Source organism: Streptomyces sp. 3330 (assembly GCF_031456635.1).
GTDB lineage: Bacteria > Actinomycetota > Actinomycetes > Streptomycetales > Streptomycetaceae > Streptomyces.
Map to the genome: position 1 here is coordinate 254,956 of NZ_JAVDVA010000007.1, position 16,338 is coordinate 271,293.

The following is a 16,338-nucleotide window of genomic DNA, read 5'->3' on the forward strand; positions in this document are numbered from 1 at the left end:
AACCCTTTCCTCAGGTCGTGCTCGCGGTACGGCGCTGGACCAGCACGGCGGCGACGATGATCGCGCCCTTGGCGATCTGCTGGACGTCGCTCTGCAGGTTGTTCAGGGCGAAGATGTTGGTGATCGTGGTGAAGATCAGTACGCCGAGCACGGATCCGGTGATGGTGCCGCGCCCCCCGGTGAGCAGCGTGCCGCCGATGATCGCGGCCGCGATGGCGTCGAGTTCGTAGAGGTTGCCGTTGGTGTTCTGTCCCGAGCCGGACAGGATGATCAGCAGGAAGGCGGCGATGCCGCAGCACAGCCCGGACAGCAGGTAGAGATAGAGCCGCTGGCGTCGTACGTCGATGCCGGCGAGCCGGGCGGCCTCCGCGTTGCCGCCGACGGCGACCGTGCGGCGACCGAACGTGGTGCGGTTCAGCACCAGCCAGCCGATCACCGTCACGACCGCGAAGACGATCACGAGCGGCGGGACACCGAGCACATAGGCGTCACGCTCGCCCAGGTCGAGGACGCCGTTCACCGTGACGATCTGCGTCCGGCCGTCCGTGATCTGGAGCGCCAGCCCGCGGGCGGAGGCCAGCATGGCGAGCGTCGCGATGAACGGGACCATCCCGCCGTACGCGATGAGCAGCCCGTTGACCAGGCCGCAGCCCAGGCCGACGATCACCGCCGTGAAGAGGATGCCCGCGAAACCGTATTCCTGGGTGGCGACCGTGGTCGCCCAGACCGACGCCAGCGCGACGATCGCACCGACCGAGAGATCGATGCCCCCGGAGGTGATGACGAAGGTCATGCCGACGGTGACGACGCCGATCACGGAACCCTGGGTGAGGACGAGTTGGAGGTTGCGGGTGTCGAGGAACTCGTCCGGCTTGGTGAGGCCGCCGATCACGATGAGCGCGGCGAGCACGCCGAGCAGGGAGAGGGTGCGGACGTCGGCGCGGGCCACTGCGGTGCGCCAGGCGGGAAGCGGGATCTGCGGCACCTTGCCGGTGGAGTCCCGCGGTGGGGAGACGGGCTGCGTCATGACGCCGGGCTTCCTTCCATGACGAGATCGAGTACGCGGTGTTCGTCCAGCTCACGGGCCGGCGCCGTGTGGACGACGCGGCCTTCCCGGAGCACGAGTACGCGGTCGGAGAGGCCGAGGACCTCGGGCACCTCACTGGAGACCAGCAGCACGGCGAGGCCTTCGTCAGCCAGTCGACGGACGACCGCATACAGTTCGGCACGGGCGCCGACGTCGACGCCGCGCGTCGGCTCGTCGAGGAGCAGGACCCGGCAGCCACGCAGCAGCCAACGGGCCAGCACCGCTTTCTGCTGGTTGCCGCCGGACAGCGTGCGGACCGGGACGGACGGATTGTCGGGGCGCAGCGACAGCTCGCGCGTCGCGGCCCGCGCGGCCTCTCGCTCAGCCCGCCGGTCGATCCAACCCCCGCGCGAAAAGCGGGACATGGAGGAGACGGAGACATTGCGGGTGACGGACTCCAGCATCAGCAGGGCCTGCGCCTTGCGTTCCTCGGGGGCCAGTCCGAGCCCGGCCCGTACGGCCGCACGCACGCTGCCGGGACGCAACGGCAGTCCTTCGACGAGGACTTGACCGGCGCTGGGTCTGCGGGCTCCGTAGATCGTCTCCAGGATCTCCGATCGTCCCGAGCCGACCAGTCCGGCGAGCCCGACGATCTCGCCGGGCCGCACCGTCAGGTCGAGGGGCGCGAACTCGCCCTCTCTGGCGAGCCCTCGCACCTCCAGCACCGGCGTCACGTCGGCAGGGCCGTCGCCGGCGCCGGGATCGCTCCCGGCGTCGACCGTGGCGGTGACCGCGTCGCCCGAGGGGCGTTCAGGGAAGACGTACTCGACGTTGCGTCCGGTCATCATCGCGACGACCTCACGGGGCGGCGTCGTCTTCGCCGGAAGCCCGCCCGCCACCGCGCGGCCGTCCTTCAGCACGGTCACGCGGTCTCCGATGCGACGGATCTCCTCCAGCCGGTGCGAGATGTAGACGACGGCCACTCCGTCGGCGGTCAGGTCCCCGACGATGCGGAACAGGTTGTCGACCTCGTCGGGGTCGAGCGCGGCGGACGGTTCGTCCATCACGATGAGCCGCACGTCGTGGGAGAGCGCCCGCGCCATGGAGACGATCTGCTGCTGTGCCGCCGACAACTCGCCCACCAGCCGCGCCGGTCCGATCTCGGGATGTCCAAGTCGTCGCAGCAGGGCGCCCGTGGAGGCACGCGCCACCTTGCGCCGTACGACGAATCCGGCCGCCGTGGGCTCGTGTCCCAGGTGCACGTTCTCGGCCACCGACAGGTGCTCCACCAGGTCGAGTTCCTGGTAGATGGTGGCGATGCCGAGGCGCATGGCGGCAATCGGGGAGCGCAGGGTGACAGGGTCTCCCCGCCAGCGGATGACACCGTCGTCCGGCTGGTGGGCACCGGCCAGGACCTTGATGAGGGTGGACTTCCCGGCCCCGTTCTGGCCGAGCAGACAGTGCACCTCGCCGGCCTGGACGGCGAGGTCGACGCCGTCCAACGCCCGTACTCCGGGGAAGGACTTGGTGATGCCGGACATGCTGAGCAGGGGTGGTTCCGTTGCCATGTGGGTTCCCCTCGGCGGGCGTGCGGGCCGGAGTCAGGGCGGAACAAGTCGTTGTTCTCGGGGCAGAGCAGGGCGGAACAAGGTGGAGCAGGGTGGAGCAGGGCAGGGCGGAGCGACACGCTGTGCTGGTCGGGCCGGGTCGGGTGCTGTCTACGCGGGTGAGAACAGGTGGTCGCTGATCAGCCGGGCCCCGCCGATGACACCGGCGGTGGGGCCCAACTCCCCCAGGACGATGGGCAGGTTGCCGGTCGCCAGCGGCAGCGACTGGCGGTACACCTGGGTACGGATCGCGGCGAGCAGGGTGTGCCCGAGGCCGGTCACTCCGCCGCCGATCACCACCAGGCCGGGGTTGAAGAAGGAGACGAGTCCGGCGATGACCTGGCCGACGCGGTTGCCGCCTTCGCGGATCATCTCCAGCGAGGTGGCGTCACCCGCGGCCGCCGCGGCGGCGACATCGACCGCGGTGAGGCCGCCGTTCGTCTCCAGCCGTGCCGCGAGTTCCGCCGAGAGGCCCTGCTGGGCCGCTTCCCGCGCATCCCGGGCCAGGGCGGCGCCGCTGAAGTGGGCTTCCAGACAACCCCGGTTGCCGCAGGCGCACGGACGGCCGTCGGGCACGGCCTGGATGTGCCCGATGTCGCCGGCGCTGCCGGTCGTACCGCGGTAGACGTGACCGCCGACGACGATGCCGCAGCCGATCCCGGTGCCGATCTTGACGCAGAGGAAGTCGGCGACGGTGCGGGCGACGCCCGCGTGCTGCTCCCCCATCGCCATGAGGTTCACGTCGTTGTCGACCATCACCGGGCAGCCCAGCTCCTGGCTGAGCGCCTCCCGCACGGGGAAGCCGTCCCAGCCGGGCATGATCGGCGGAGCCACCGGCACGCCCTCGGGGAAGCGCACCGGACCGGGGACGCCGATGCCGGCGCCGTCGAAGCCCTCGGCGAGTCCCGTCGCCCTCAACTTCGCAGCCATGGAAAGGACTTGTTCGAAGACCGCGACCGGGCCCTCACGTACGTCGAGGGGCTGGTTGAGGTGCCCGAGCGTCTCCAGTTCGGCGTTGGTGACGGCGACGTCGACCGAGGTCGCGCCGATGTCGACACCGAGGAAGCGCAGCCCGGGGTGGAGCCGGACGTTGTGCGAGCGGCGGCCGCCGCGCGAGGCGGCGAGTCCGTCGGCCACGACGAGTCCGGTCTCCAGGAGCCGGTCGACCTCCACGGCGAGCTTGGAACGTGACAGGTCGATCTGATCACCCAGTTGGGCGCGGGAGTTGGGGCCGCCGTCCCGCAACAGCTTGAGCAGACGGGCCTGGTGGGCGTTCGCGGGGCGTGCCGTCATACGTCTCACGAACCCCTCCCCGCCTCAGTTCGGCCACCAGTGTCGGGCTTTCGAAGGGAACGTAGCAGCGCCTGCCGAACCTGGGAAGAAGCTGTGCACGGATTGCCGTCAACTTTCTCCACTCTCAGGACAAAGAGCGGAACCGACGCACCCGGAAACGGCCGAGGCCCGGTGGGACACCGGTGCCGAGGGAGCTGAGGACGTGCTCAGGACATGCTCAGAGCGCGCTCAGGACGTGGGCCGGTCGTGGTACGAGCGCCGGGTGTGCTCGGTGTGTTCGCGCATCAACCGGGTGGCCAGCTGTTCGTCGTGGGCGGCGATCGCCGCGATCAGATCGCGGTGCTCGATCCAGGACTGGTGGCCGCGCTGCCGGGCGATCGGCGTGTAGTACCAGCGCACGCGCCGGTCCACCTGGGCTGCCAGTTCGGCGAGCACCGCGTTGCCCGCGAGCTCGATGATCTTCGCGTGAAAGCGGGCGTTCAGGGCGACCGCGGTGTCCACGTCGTCGCCGGCGACGGCCAGCATGCCCTGGGCCAGGATCTCGTCCAGGGCCTCGACGCCGGCCTTGTCCGCGCGCGCCGCGGCGAGCCGCGCGGCCTCCGCCTCCAGCAGCGTGCGCACGGTGAGGAGTTGGTCCGCCTCCTCCTCGGTCGGCTCGTGCACGAACGCGCCCTGGGCGGGCCTGAGGTCCACCCAGCCCTCGGTGTTCAGCCGCTGGAGCGCCTCGCGCACCGGCTGCCGCGAGACGCCGAGGTGCGTGGCGAGCTCGCTCTCGACGAGATGCTGGCCGGGCTGCAGAGCGCGGGTGGTGATGAGTTCGAGGAGTGCCTCGTAGACGCGGTCGCGCAGCGGGCCGGGGCGTTCGAGTTTGGGCACCGCGCCCTGCGGCAGTCCTGTCGACAACATCGGTCGGTCCCCCTCCTGGGCAGCACCGGGCAACTGCAACCGGAAAGCCACGTATCGATGGACATGCTCGGCTGTTCGCAGCCGATCGACTGTCTACAGCCGAGTATCGATTGTCTTTCGTCTACAGTCTACGGCGCACAGTAGCCAGAGCCGGGCACAGTCGATCGCGTCACACTACGCCGCGCCCCACCCGCGGGAATCCACCCGCGAGCGCGGTCCCGCACCCGCTCACGGGCAGCGCACGACCTGTCCCGCGTACGACAGGTTGCCGCCGAAGCCGAACAGCAGTACCGGGTCCCCGGTGGAGACGGCGCCCTGCTCGACGAGCTTGGAGAAGGCGAGCGGGATGCTGGCGGCGGAGGTGTTACCCGATTCGGTGACGTCACGCGCGACCACCGCGTTGACGGCGCCGATCTTCTGCGCGAGGGGTTCGATGATGCGCAGGTTCGCCTGGTGCAGGACGACGGCGGCGAGGTCCGCGGGGGTGAGGCCCGCCCGCTCGCAGGCCTGGCGCGCCAGCGGCGGAAGCTGGGTGGTGGCCCAGCGGTAGACGCTCTGCCCCTCCTGTGCGAACCGCGCCGGCTGCCCCTCGATGCGCACCGCGTGCCCCATCTCGGGCAGCGAGCCCCACAGCACCGGCGAGATGCCGGGCTCCACACCGTCGGGACAGGCCTCGACCACGGCGGCGCCCGCGCCGTCGCCCACGAGCACGCAGGTCGTGCGGTCGCTCCAGTCGGTCACCTCGGACATCTTGTCGGCGCCGATGACCAGGGCACGGGTCGCGGCCCCGGCGCGGACGGTGTGGTCGGCGGTGGCCAGCGCGTGGGTGAAACCGGCGCAGACGACGTTGACGTCCATCGCGGCCGGCTTCGGGATGCCGAGACGTGCGGCGACCCGGGCCGCCATGTTCGGCGAGCGGTCGACGGCCGTGGAGGTCGCGACCAGCACCAGGTCGATGTCGCTCGGCATGAGGCCGGCCGAGGCGAGCGCCTTGGCTGCGGCGTGCGCGGCCAGCTCGTCCACGGGTTCGTCGGGGCCGGCGATGTGGCGCGTGCGGATGCCCACCCGGCTTCTGATCCACTCGTCACTGGTGTCGACCAGACCCGCCAGATCCTCGTTGGTGAGCACCTTGGCGGGCTGGTAGTGGCCGACGGCGGCGATGCGCGAGCCGTTCATTGGGGGATCCCCTCGTTGCCTTGGGTAGCGGGATCCACCAGTCTGATCAGTGACTCACGGGTACGAGGACGCGTGAAGCGACAGGAAACCGGTTCCCGGGTTGTCGGCTTCCCCCCAGCCCTCGGACGCCCGAGCAACCGCCGAACGTGTACCCGTGGAGCACCCGTCCCCCGAGAAACACCGCTGCCCGGTCACTTCGTGAACAGCTGCGTCGCCTTCTGTACCAGCTCGTACAGCCCGTAGGCGAGGGGCGCGCCCACCCACAGCCAGGCGAAGGCGATCAGCGGCCGCCGGTCAGGCTGCGGACTCGGGCTGCTGTCGTTCGACATCGGTGGCCTCCCTCGGGGCGGGGACGTGGTGGTGGCGGGCGTGGACGGGCCGGACGAGTTCGTTGGCGACGAAGCCGACGGCCAGCAGCCCGATCATGATGAACAGGGACAGGGTGTAGAGGGACGAGCCGTGCTTGCCGGCCTCCTCCTGCCGGTCGGCGATCCAGTTGACGATCAGCGGACCGAGCACGCCCGCGGTGGACCAGGCGGTGAGCAGCCGCCCGTGGATCGCGCCGACCTGGTAGGTCCCGAACAGGTCTTTGAGATAGGCCGGGATCGTGGCGAATCCGCCGCCGTAGAAGGAGAGGATCACCAGCGCGCACAGCACGAACAGGGGTTTCGACGAGTCCCCGATCAGGGCGATGAGGGCGTACATCAGGGCGCCGACGCCCAGGTACACCCGGTAGATGTTCTTGCGGCCGATCAGGTCCGAGGTCGACGACCACCCGATCCGGCCCGCCATGTTGGCCGCGGAGAGCAGGGCGACGAAGCCGGCCGCGGCGGACACCGAGACCGGGGTGGAGGTGTCGGCGAAGAAGTCCGTGATCATCGGGGCGGCCTTCTCCAGGATGCCGATGCCCGCGGTCACGTTCATGCAGAGCACGACCCACAGGCACCAGAACTGCGGCGTGCGCACCGCCCGGCCGGCCGAGACCTGCACGCCCTCGACGGCGATGGGCCCGCCCGCGACCGGCTGGGTGGCGCGCGGCACGCGGACCAGCAGGACCCCCAGCGTCATGAACACCGCGTACGACAGCCCGTGCACGAGGAAGGCGAGGGCGATGCCGGAGCTGTCGGATCCGAACGACTCCAGCATCTGCGCCGACCAGGGCGAGGCGATGAGCGCGCCGCCGCCGAAACCCATGATGGCGATGCCGGTGGCCATGCCGGGCCGGTCGGGGAACCACTTGATCAGGGTGGAGACGGGCGAGATGTAACCGATACCGAGACCGATTCCACCGACGAAGCCGTAGCCGAGGACGATCAGCCAGTACTGCTCGGTGGCGGCTCCGAGGGCGGAGATCAGGAAGCCGGACGAGAAACAGATCAGGGCGACGGTCATCGCCCAGCGCGGTCCGTTGCGCTCGACCAGCGTGCCGCCGAAGGCGGCGGACAGGCCGAGCATGACGATGGCCAGCTGGAACGGAAGCGCGCTCTGGGTGCCGCTGAGGCCGAGCGCGGACTCCAGCGGCGGCTTGAACACGGACCAGGCGTAAGCCTGGCCGATGGAGAGATGGACCGAGAGAGCGGCCGGGGGGACGAGCCAGCGGCTCCAGCCGGCCGGTGCGACAGGGGGACTCATGAGTCCTGCACGGTAGGAAGCGGCACGGGCGTTGAGAAGGCGGCGCGTCGACGGTATGCGGTGAACGGTATCCACGCTGCGCCGAACGGTCGGACCGACCGGTTTCCGTAACCGCTTTCGAGACGGCTTTCCAGGGCCACGCCCTTGCAGGGCCGCCCTCGCGCGCCGACCGCGAACCATCCCGGACGCTGCGCGAACCCTTGCCGCCCCCTGTTCCATACTGTAGACAATATTTCGTCGACAGGATTCGACAGTTCCTCGGTACCCTCGACCGAACGGAGCTCCCTGGCCATGAAAGTCGCAGTTCTCGGCGCCGGTGCGATCGGCGCCTACGTCGGTGCGGCGCTCCACCGCGCCGGCGCCGACGTGCATCTCGTCGCCCGTGGACCGCATCTCGCGGCCATGAGGCGGGACGGGGTACGGGTGCTCAGTCCGCGCGGCGACTTCACCGCCCGCGCCCACGCCACCGACGACCCGGGGGACATCGGCCCGGTCGACTTCGTCTTCCTGGGCCTCAAGGCCCACTCGTACGCGGCGTGCGGGCCGCTGATCGAACCCCTGCTGCACGACTCCACAGCGGTCGTCGCCGCCCAGAACGGCATCCCCTGGTGGTACTTCCACCGCCACGGCGGCCCCTGCGACGGACTGCGGATCGAGAGTGTGGACCCGGACGGCACGGTCAGTGCGGTGCTCGCGCCCGAACGGGCCGTCGGGTGCGTGGTCTACGCGGCCACCGAGCTCGACGGACCGGGCGTCGTGCGCCACTTGGAAGGAACCCGGTTCTCCGTCGGCGAGCCCGACCGCAGTGTGTCGGCCCGCTGTCTGGCCTTCAGCGAGGCCATGCAGGCCGGCGGGCTGAAGTGCCCGGTGGAACCGGCCCTGCGCAACGACATCTGGCTCAAGCTGCTGGGCAACATCTCCTTCAACCCGATCAGCGCGCTGGCCCGCGCCACCATGCGGCAGATGTGCCTGCACGGCGGGACCCGCCAGGTCATCGAGACGATGATGCGCGAGACGCTCGCGGTCGCCGAAGCTCTGGGCTGCGAGGTGGGCGTCTCCATCGAGCGCCGGCTCGCGGGCGCGGAGAGGGTCGGCGACCACCGCACCTCCACGCTCCAGGACCTGGAGCGCGGCAAGCCGCTCGAACTCGACGTGCTCCTGGCGGCCGTCGTCGAATTGGCGGAGATCACCGGCGTGGAGGTGCCCACCCTGCGCACCGTGCACGCCATCTCGGACCTGCTCGCTCTGCGGAGCGCCGCATGATCGCTGGGGAGCACGCATGAGGAAACGCGACCGGGCCCCGAAGACCTACACCCGGCTCACCCGACCACTCGTCAGGGACTCGCGCGACGAGCCTTTCCGAGAGGCGAGTTGGGAGGAGGCTCTGGAGCGCACCGCGCGGGGCCTGCAGCGCAACCGCGGCGCGTTCGGCATGTTCTCCTGTGCCCGGGCGACCAACGAGATGAACTACGTGGCGCAGAAGTTCGCCCGGGTCGTGATGGGCACCAACAACGTCGACTCGTGCAACCGGACCTGTCACGCGCCCAGCGTCGCCGGTCTGTCGGCGGCCTTCGGCTCCGGTGGCGGGACGTCGTCGTACGAGGAGATCGAGCACACCGACGTCATCGTGATGTGGGGGTCCAACGCGCGTTTCGCGCACCCGATCTTCTTCCAGCACGTACTGAAGGGGATCAGGAACGGCGCCCGGATGTACGCGGTCGATCCGCGCCGGACGTCGACCGCCGAATGGGCGGACAGCTGGCTCGGCCTCAACGTCGGGACGGACATCCCCATGGCGCACGCGCTCGGTCGCGAGATCATCCGCGCCGGCCTCGTCAACGAGGCGTTCGTGGAACGCGCGACCAGCGCATACGAGGCGTACGAGGAACTCGTGGAGCCCTGGACGCTGTCCCTCGCGGAAAAGGTGACGGGCGTACCGGCCTCCGCCATAAAGGAGTTGGCGCATGCCTACGCCCGCGCCGAGCGGGCCCAGCTGTGCTGGACCCTCGGCATCACCGAGCACCACAACGGCACGGACAACGTGCGCGCGCTGATCAATCTCTCGCTGCTCACCGGGCACGTGGGCCGCTACGGCTCCGGCCTCCAGCCCCTGCGCGGACAGAACAACGTCCAGGGCGGTGGCGACATGGGCGCGATACCCAACCGCCTCCCCGGGTTCCAGGACATCCTCGACCCCGGTGCCCGGCTGAAGTTCGAGTCGGCCTGGGACACCGTCATCCAGCCGCACTACGGACTGAATCTCACGGAGATGTTCGAGGCCATGGAGGAGGGATCGCTGAAGGCCGTCTACTGCATCGGGGAGAACCCGGCCCAGTCGGAGGCGGACAGCGAGCAGGCCGTACGCCGTATGCGGGCCCTCGACTTCCTCGTCGTGCAGGACATCTTCCTCACGAAGACCGCCGAGCTGGCCGACGTGGTGCTTCCCGCCACGGCCGGATGGGCGGAGACGGACGGCACGACGACCAACAGCGAGAGGCGGGTTCAGCGGGTGCGGCGCGCCGTGACACCGCCGGGCGAGGCGCGCGAGGACATCGACATCCTCTGCGACCTGGCGACCCGGCTCGGGCACGAGTGGAAGTACGCGGACGCCGAAGCCGTCTGGAACGAGCTCAGGTCGGTGTCCCCGGACCACCACGGGATGACGTACGACCGGCTGGAGGAGCATCAGGGCATCCAGTGGCCGTGCCCGAGCGTCGATGACCTCGAACCCGCATATCTGCACGGGAGGTTGTGGGAGAAGAGCGCGGAACGACGAGGCAGGCCAGCGCCGTTCGGCATCGTCCGGCACGATCCGCCGGTCGACCTCACGGACGAGGAGTACCCGATCCGGTTGACGACCGGACGACGGCTCGACTCCTACAACACCGGCGTGCAGAGCGGGAGTTTCGCCTCGCCCCTGCGACGGGGCGAGTACGTCGAGCTGTGCCCGGAGGACGCGGAGCGCTACGGGGTCGTCGTCGGCGAGGAGGTACGGGTGAGCTCGCGGCGCGGATCCGTGGTCGCGCCGGTGTGGATCGACACCGCCCTGCGGCCGGGGCTCGCCTTCATGACCATGCACTTTCCCGACGAGGTGGACACCAACCAGCTGACGATCGAGGCGAACTGCCCGATCGCGGGGACGGCGGAGTTCAAGGCGTCGGCGATCCGGATCGAGAAGCTCCCGGCCCCGACCTGGGTGAGGTGACGTCGTGGACCTGCACTTCGGCGACAGCGGACCGACCGACGACGAACGGGCTGCCGTGGACGCCCTGTTCGGCCCACCGGAGTCCTCCTGGGAGGGCGCCGACCGTTCCGACGCCGACCTGCGGTGGGCACGGGGCGGCCGCGCGGCCCGGGAACGACGCGATCTGCTGCTGCCGGGACTGCACGCGATCAACGACCGCGTCGGCTGGATCAGCGAGGGCGCCCTCGCCTACCTGTGCCGCCGTCTGACCGTGCCCCCGGCGGAGGCGTACGGGGTCGCCACCTTCTACGCGATGTTCTCGGTCGGGCCGCGGCCGGCCACGGTGCTCCACGTGTGCACGGACCTCGCCTGCGCCGCCGCGGGTTCCTCCGGGCTGTGCGCGGGGATCGAGTCACGGCTGGGCGCGGGCAGCGGGGTGTCCGTCCAGCGCAGCCCCTGCCTCGGCCTGTGCGAGCGCGCCCCGGCCGCACTCGCCGTCCGGGCCGGCGATCCGGTGCGTACGGCGGTGTCGGCGCCGGCGACGGTCGAGGAGGCCGTGCTCGCGGCGAGCGCCCCCGACTCGGCGCCCGAGGAGGCGCCGGCGGCGGACGCGGTGCCCCAGGCCGGGGACCCGTCGCTGATCCTGCTGAGCCGGGTCGGCGTGGTCGATCCGTCGTCGCTGGACGACTACCGGGCCCACGGCGGCTACACGGCCCTGCGCCGCGCCTTCGCGCTCGGCCCTTCCGGGGTCATCCGCGAGGTCACCGACTCCGGCCTGCTCGGCCGCGGCGGCGCCGCCTTCCCCACCGGCCGCAAGTGGCGGGCCACGGCGTCCCAGCCCGACCATCCGCACTATCTGGTGTGCAACGCGGACGAGTCCGAGCCGGGCACGTTCAAGGACCGCGTCCTCATGGAGGGCGACCCGTACGCGCTGGTGGAGGCGATGACGGTCGCGGCGTACGCGGTCGGCGCGCACCAGGGCTACCTGTACCTCCGCGGCGAATATCCGCGCGCCCTGCGCCGTATGCAATATGCGGTCGACTGTGCACGGGCTCGCGGTCTCCTCGGCGACGACATCCTCGGCCAGGGCTACGCCTTCGACATCGAGATCCGCAGGGGCGCCGGCGCGTACATCTGCGGCGAGGAGACAGCCCTGTTCAACTCCATCGAGGGGTACCGGGGCGAGCCGCGCTCGAAACCGCCGTTCCCCGTGGAGAAGGGCCTCTTCGGCAGGCCGACGGTCGAGAACAACGTGGAGACCCTGGTCAACGTCCTGCCGGTCCTCACCATGGGCGCACCGGCCTACGCCGCGATCGGCACGCCCGGATCCACCGGACCCAAGCTGTTCTGCGTGTCGGGCGGCGTCGAGCGCCCCGGCGTGTACGAGCTCCCCTTCGGCACGACGCTGGGCGGACTTCTCACCCTCGCCGGAGTGCGCGAGAACCTGCGTGCCGTACTGCTCGGCGGCGCGGCCGGCGGCTTCGTACGGCCCGACGAACTGGACATCCCGCTGACGTTCGAGGGCACGCGGGACGCGGGCACGACTCTCGGTTCGGGGGTCGTGATGGCCTTCGACGACACCGTCCCGATGCCCCGGCTGCTGTTGCGCATCGCCGAGTTCTTCCGGGACGAGTCGTGCGGACAGTGTGTGCCCTGCCGGGTCGGGACCGTACGTCAGGAGGAGGCGTTGCACCGGATCGTGGAGCGCACCGGCGCCGACGCCGCCGACGACATCGCCCTGCTGCGCGAGGTGGGCCGCGCCATGCGGGACGCCTCGATCTGCGGCCTCGGCCAGACCGCGTGGAACGCCGTGGAATCCGCCATCGACCGTCTGGGGGCGTACGAATGACCGCGACCGACCGCACAGGAGCCGCCGTATGACCGCGATTCCGCTGGGAGTGCCGCGCCGGCTGGTGGAGTTCACCATCGACGGGCGGGAGGCCAGGGTCCCCGAGGGATCGACGATCCTCGACGCCTGCCGGGCCGCCGGGAAGGACGTGCCGACCCTGTGCCAGGGCGACACGCTCACCCCGAAGAACGCCTGCCGGGTCTGCGTCGTGGAGGTGGCGGGCTCCCGCACCCTGGTGCCGGCCTGCTCCCGCAGGGCCGAGCCCGGAATGGACGTGCGCACCGACACCGAGCGGGCCCGCCACAGCCGCAAGATCGTTCTCGAGCTGCTCGCGTCCTCGGTGGATCTGTCCACGACACCTGTGGTTGCGGAATGGATCAAGGAGTACGACGCGAAGCCGGAGCGTTTCGGCCCCGACGCGGCCCGGCTGAACGAGGAGCCGAAGATCGACAACGATCTGTATGTACGCGATTACGACAAATGCATCCTCTGTTACAAGTGCGTGGACGCCTGCGGTGACCAGTGGCAGAACACCTTCGCGATCTCCGTCGCGGGGCGGGGCTTCGACGCCCGCATCGCCGTCGAGCACGACGCCCCGCTGACCGACTCGGCATGTGTGTACTGCGGGAACTGCATCGAGGTGTGCCCGACCGGAGCGCTGTCGGTCAAGTCCGAGTACGACCGGCGAGCGGCCGGGAACTGGGACGAATCAGCCCAGACGCAGACCACGACCGTCTGCGCCTACTGCGGGGTGGGCTGCAACCTCACGCTCCATGTGCAGGACAATGACATCGTGAAGGTGACCTCACCGCACGACAACCCCGTGACCCACGGGAATCTCTGCATCAAGGGCCGCTTCGGCTACCAGCACGTACAGAACCGAGGCTGATCACGACATGGGACGAGTCACCGAACGCCGCAAGGTGATCCGCATCAGGGACGGGGTGGTCTCCACCCGGCCGGACACCCTGGTCGCCGAGGAGCCACTGGAGATCCGGCTCAACGGCAAGCCGCTGGCCATCACCATGCGCACGCCCGGTGACGACTTCGCGCTGGCGGCCGGCTTCCTGGTCAGCGAGGGGGTGCTGGCCACCGCATCCGATCTGCTGAATATCGTCTACTGTGCGGGCGCGACGGTCGACGGATCCAACACCTACAACGTGGTGGACGTCCGCACGGCCCCGGGCGTGACGATGCCCGACATCACCCTCGAGCGGAACGTCTACACCACCTCCTCCTGCGGCCTGTGCGGCAAAGCGAGCCTGGACGCGGTCCGCACGACGGCCCGCTGGCCCATCGCCGACACTCCCCCGCTCCGGATCGAACCCGAGCTGCTCGCGCGCCTCCCCGACCGGCTTCGCGCGGCCCAGCGGGTCTTCGACCGGACCGGGGGGCTCCACGCGGCGGCCCTGTTCTCCGAAGACGGTGAACTGCTCGACGTGCGCGAGGACGTGGGACGGCACAACGCGGTCGACAAACTGGTCGGCCGTGCCCTCCAGAACGGGGACCTGCCCCTGTCCCGGGCGATCCTGCTGGTGTCGGGCCGGGCCTCGTTCGAGCTGGCACAGAAGGCCGTCATGGCGGGCATCCCGCTGCTCGCGGCGGTCTCGGCGCCCTCCTCCCTGGCGGTGGACCTGGCAGCGGAGACCGGCCTGACACTGGTGGGCTTCCTGCGGGGCAGTTCCATGAACGTGTACGCGGGTGAGGACCGCATCACCCTGCGAACCGCGGCCGCCCAGGGCTGACCCGGTTCCCCGCGGCACGGCGGCGGGGCCCCGACCGGCGGGGAGCGCCCCCTGCGCCGTGGGGGCCCCGCCTCAGCCGCTCGTGAAACGCACGTCGCCCGCGCGCGCCACGGTTCCCAGCCGAGGGAAGTCCAGCTTCACCGAGGCCTCGTGTTCGGCCCCGGTCAGAGCGGACATGGCGTCCTCGACGAAGACCAGGTCGTAGCCGAGATCACCCGCGGCGCGGGCGGACGACTCGACCCCGAGGTTGGTGGCGATGCCGCCGAACACGAGGGTGGTCACGCCGGACGCGCGAAGTCGTTCGTCCAGACCGGTCCCCTGGAACGCGCCGATCGTCCGCTTGACGATCTCCAAGTCGCCGTCCTGGTAGAGGCCTTGGACCAAGCCGCTGCCGGGCGGCTGCTCGGCGACGCCGGGACGTTCGACACGGACGAGGACGACGAGCGCTCCGGCCGACCGGAACCGCGCCGCCAACTCCTCCGCGACAGCCAGCACTTCGGCTCCCTTGCGGGGTTCCAGGGGCAACGCGACGATGCGGTCCATCAGATCGACGAGGACGAGAGCGCTGCGCGCGGGGACGAGAGGGAGAGCTGTGGTCATGACGGAACGTTATCCGTCGTCAGCCCTCCGTACCGGAAATACGGATCAACATGCCCGTGAAGTACTCCCGTTCGACGGCGGACAGCGGGGCGAGCAACGTCGCGTTCGCCTCCCGGGCGGCCCTCTCGCAGCGCCGCAGCAGCCCCCGCCCCTAGCCGGTGAGTGACACCGCGTTCTTCCGGCGGTCGTTCGGATCCGGTTCGCGCACGGCCAGCCCCGCGGACTGCAGGTCGTTGAGGATGCCGACGAGGTCCTTGGGATCGAGGCCGGGACCGACCGAGCTCCTCGTGCGCTGCGAGGCGATCGGCGTCACGCTCCCCGTCGTCCGCAGGGTCGCGGAGGCCGCGGAACCGATTCCGCTCGGGGGCGAGATCGCCGGGGAGGTCGTGGCCGTCGGGGACGCGGTCAGCCGATTCCGGGCCGGCGATCGCGTGACGGGTCTGTGTTTCGGCCACGGGTACGCCGACTTCGCGCTGCTGCAGGAGGCCATGGCCTCCCCCGTCCCCGATGACGCCGACGCGGTCGACGCTGTCGCCCTGCTGCGCAGCGGCCTCGTCGCCCTGGGCGCGCTCACCGCCGCGCGCCCCGAACCCGGCGAGGCCGCCCTCGTCACCGCCGCCGCGAGCGGGGTGGGCCACCTCGCCGTACAGCTGGCACGCACCCGCGGCGCGATCCGTGTCGTGGGCGCCGTGTCCGATCCCGCGAAGGCCGCCTTCGTGAGGGCACTGGGCGCCGACGACATCCTCACCTACGACCAGCTGCCGGACCGGGGAGACCGCGTCGACTACGCGCTCGAGCGGTCGGCGGCGCGCTGCTCGCGCCCACCGTCGCGGCCCTGGCGCCCGGCGGACGGCTCGTGGCGTACAGCTCCGGCGGAGGGACGGTCCAGGCGTACGACCTGCTGGTGGGTCCCAAGTCCGTGATCGGCTTCCAGATGGCCCACATCGCACGCGGGCGGCCGGAGGTGTACGAGCGGTGGCGCCGGGAGCTGTGGCACCTGTTCGCGGACGGGGCGCTGAAGCCCGTGGTGCACAAGAAGTTCGCCCTGGAGGACGCCGCCGACGCACACACGACGATCGAGTCCCGGGCCAATGCGGGCAAGCTCGTCCTGGTGCCGTGAACAGGGGCGGGGAGCAGGGAGCGGGGTCGATGGCGCGGGGTGCCGGGTGCTGGGTGCTTCGTACTTCGTGCTTCGTGCTTCGTGCCAAACCCTGAGTGCCGGGTGCTGGTGCTTAGGGTGACCGGGGCGGAGGTGTGGGGGTCGGATCGACCGGAGCCCGGATGCGGTCGACCGCACATTGCATACCGTCGCTGCACGG

At 70.6% G+C, this 16,338-nt stretch carries 13 protein-coding genes and 2 pseudogenes; 6 read left to right on the plus strand and 9 right to left on the minus strand.

The genetic code is table 11. The annotated features are described in order from the left end of the window. Positions 1-10: 10 nt before the first annotated feature. The 7 genes from J2X68_RS14810 to J2X68_RS14840 all read right to left on the minus strand — a co-directional run bounded on the left by J2X68_RS14810 (position 11) and on the right by J2X68_RS14840 (position 7,641). Positions 11-1,027, minus strand: a complete 1,017-nt coding sequence (locus tag J2X68_RS14810; protein ID WP_310432979.1) for an ABC transporter permease — start codon at positions 1,025-1,027, stop codon at positions 11-13. Next, positions 1,024-2,595: a sugar ABC transporter ATP-binding protein gene (locus J2X68_RS14815; protein WP_310432980.1), complete on the minus strand. Its 1,572-nt coding sequence runs from the start codon at positions 2,593-2,595 to the stop codon at positions 1,024-1,026. Before J2X68_RS14815 ends, J2X68_RS14810 begins: the two co-directional genes overlap by 4 nt. Before the next feature lie 150 nt (positions 2,596-2,745). Beyond that, positions 2,746-3,927 (minus strand): ROK family transcriptional regulator, encoded by a 1,182-nt coding sequence (locus tag J2X68_RS14820; protein ID WP_310433090.1) that lies wholly within the window; start codon positions 3,925-3,927, stop codon positions 2,746-2,748. A 228-nt stretch (positions 3,928-4,155) separates the two neighbouring features. Beyond that, the gene (locus J2X68_RS14825; RefSeq protein ID WP_310432981.1) at positions 4,156-4,833 is read right to left on the minus strand and encodes a GntR family transcriptional regulator; all 678 of its coding nucleotides are present in this window, start codon (positions 4,831-4,833) and stop codon (positions 4,156-4,158) included. A gap of 228 nt (positions 4,834-5,061) precedes the next feature. Continuing rightward, positions 5,062-6,009 (minus strand): beta-ketoacyl-ACP synthase III, encoded by a 948-nt coding sequence (locus tag J2X68_RS14830; protein WP_310432982.1) that lies wholly within the window; start codon positions 6,007-6,009, stop codon positions 5,062-5,064. 191 nt (positions 6,010-6,200) lie between these two features. Further along, positions 6,201-6,338 carry a hypothetical protein gene (locus tag J2X68_RS14835; RefSeq protein WP_020125643.1) on the minus strand — a complete coding sequence of 46 codons (138 nt, stop codon included), beginning with the start codon at positions 6,336-6,338 and terminating at the stop codon, positions 6,201-6,203. Beyond that, positions 6,304-7,641: an OFA family MFS transporter gene (locus tag J2X68_RS14840; protein WP_310432983.1), complete on the minus strand. Its 1,338-nt coding sequence runs from the start codon at positions 7,639-7,641 to the stop codon at positions 6,304-6,306. The genes J2X68_RS14835 and J2X68_RS14840 overlap by 35 nt, the downstream gene beginning before the upstream one ends. Positions 7,642-7,932: 291 nt before the next feature. Here J2X68_RS14840 and J2X68_RS14845 point away from each other — a divergent pair, with 291 nt between their 5' ends. Genes J2X68_RS14845 through fdhD form a run of 5 tightly spaced genes read left to right on the plus strand, consistent with a single transcriptional unit; the run spans position 7,933 to position 14,419 of the window. Then, positions 7,933-8,904 carry a 2-dehydropantoate 2-reductase gene (locus J2X68_RS14845; protein WP_310432984.1) on the plus strand — a complete coding sequence of 324 codons (972 nt, stop codon included), beginning with the start codon at positions 7,933-7,935 and terminating at the stop codon, positions 8,902-8,904. Between the two features lie 16 nt (positions 8,905-8,920). After that, positions 8,921-10,846, plus strand: coding sequence for a molybdopterin-dependent oxidoreductase (locus J2X68_RS14850; RefSeq protein ID WP_310432985.1), 1,926 nt, complete (start codon positions 8,921-8,923; stop codon positions 10,844-10,846). Positions 10,847-10,850: 4 nt separating this feature from the next. Further along, entirely contained in the window at positions 10,851-12,674 is a 1,824-nt protein-coding gene (locus J2X68_RS14855; RefSeq protein WP_310432986.1) for an NADH-ubiquinone oxidoreductase-F iron-sulfur binding region domain-containing protein, read from the plus strand. 28 nt (positions 12,675-12,702) lie between these two features. Continuing rightward, positions 12,703-13,563: a 2Fe-2S iron-sulfur cluster-binding protein gene (locus J2X68_RS14860; protein ID WP_310432987.1), complete on the plus strand. Its 861-nt coding sequence runs from the start codon at positions 12,703-12,705 to the stop codon at positions 13,561-13,563. 7 nt (positions 13,564-13,570) lie between these two features. Beyond that, positions 13,571-14,419 carry a formate dehydrogenase accessory sulfurtransferase FdhD gene (gene fdhD / locus J2X68_RS14865; protein WP_310432988.1) on the plus strand — a complete coding sequence of 283 codons (849 nt, stop codon included), beginning with the start codon at positions 13,571-13,573 and terminating at the stop codon, positions 14,417-14,419. Positions 14,420-14,491: 72 nt separating this feature from the next. Here fdhD and J2X68_RS14870 read toward each other — a convergent pair whose 3' ends face one another. Together J2X68_RS14870 and J2X68_RS14875 are read right to left on the minus strand one after the other, a co-directional pair. Beyond that, entirely contained in the window at positions 14,492-15,019 is a 528-nt protein-coding gene (locus J2X68_RS14870; protein ID WP_310432989.1) for an isochorismatase family protein, read from the minus strand. 19 nt (positions 15,020-15,038) lie between these two features. Beyond that, positions 15,039-15,293: pseudogene (locus J2X68_RS14875) on the minus strand (MarR family winged helix-turn-helix transcriptional regulator); the annotation flags it as partial. Here J2X68_RS14875 and J2X68_RS14880 point away from each other — a divergent pair. Continuing rightward, positions 15,286-16,139: pseudogene (locus J2X68_RS14880) on the plus strand (zinc-binding alcohol dehydrogenase family protein); the annotation flags it as partial. The pseudogenes J2X68_RS14875 and J2X68_RS14880 overlap by 8 nt on opposite strands. Positions 16,140-16,338 lie beyond the last annotated feature (199 nt).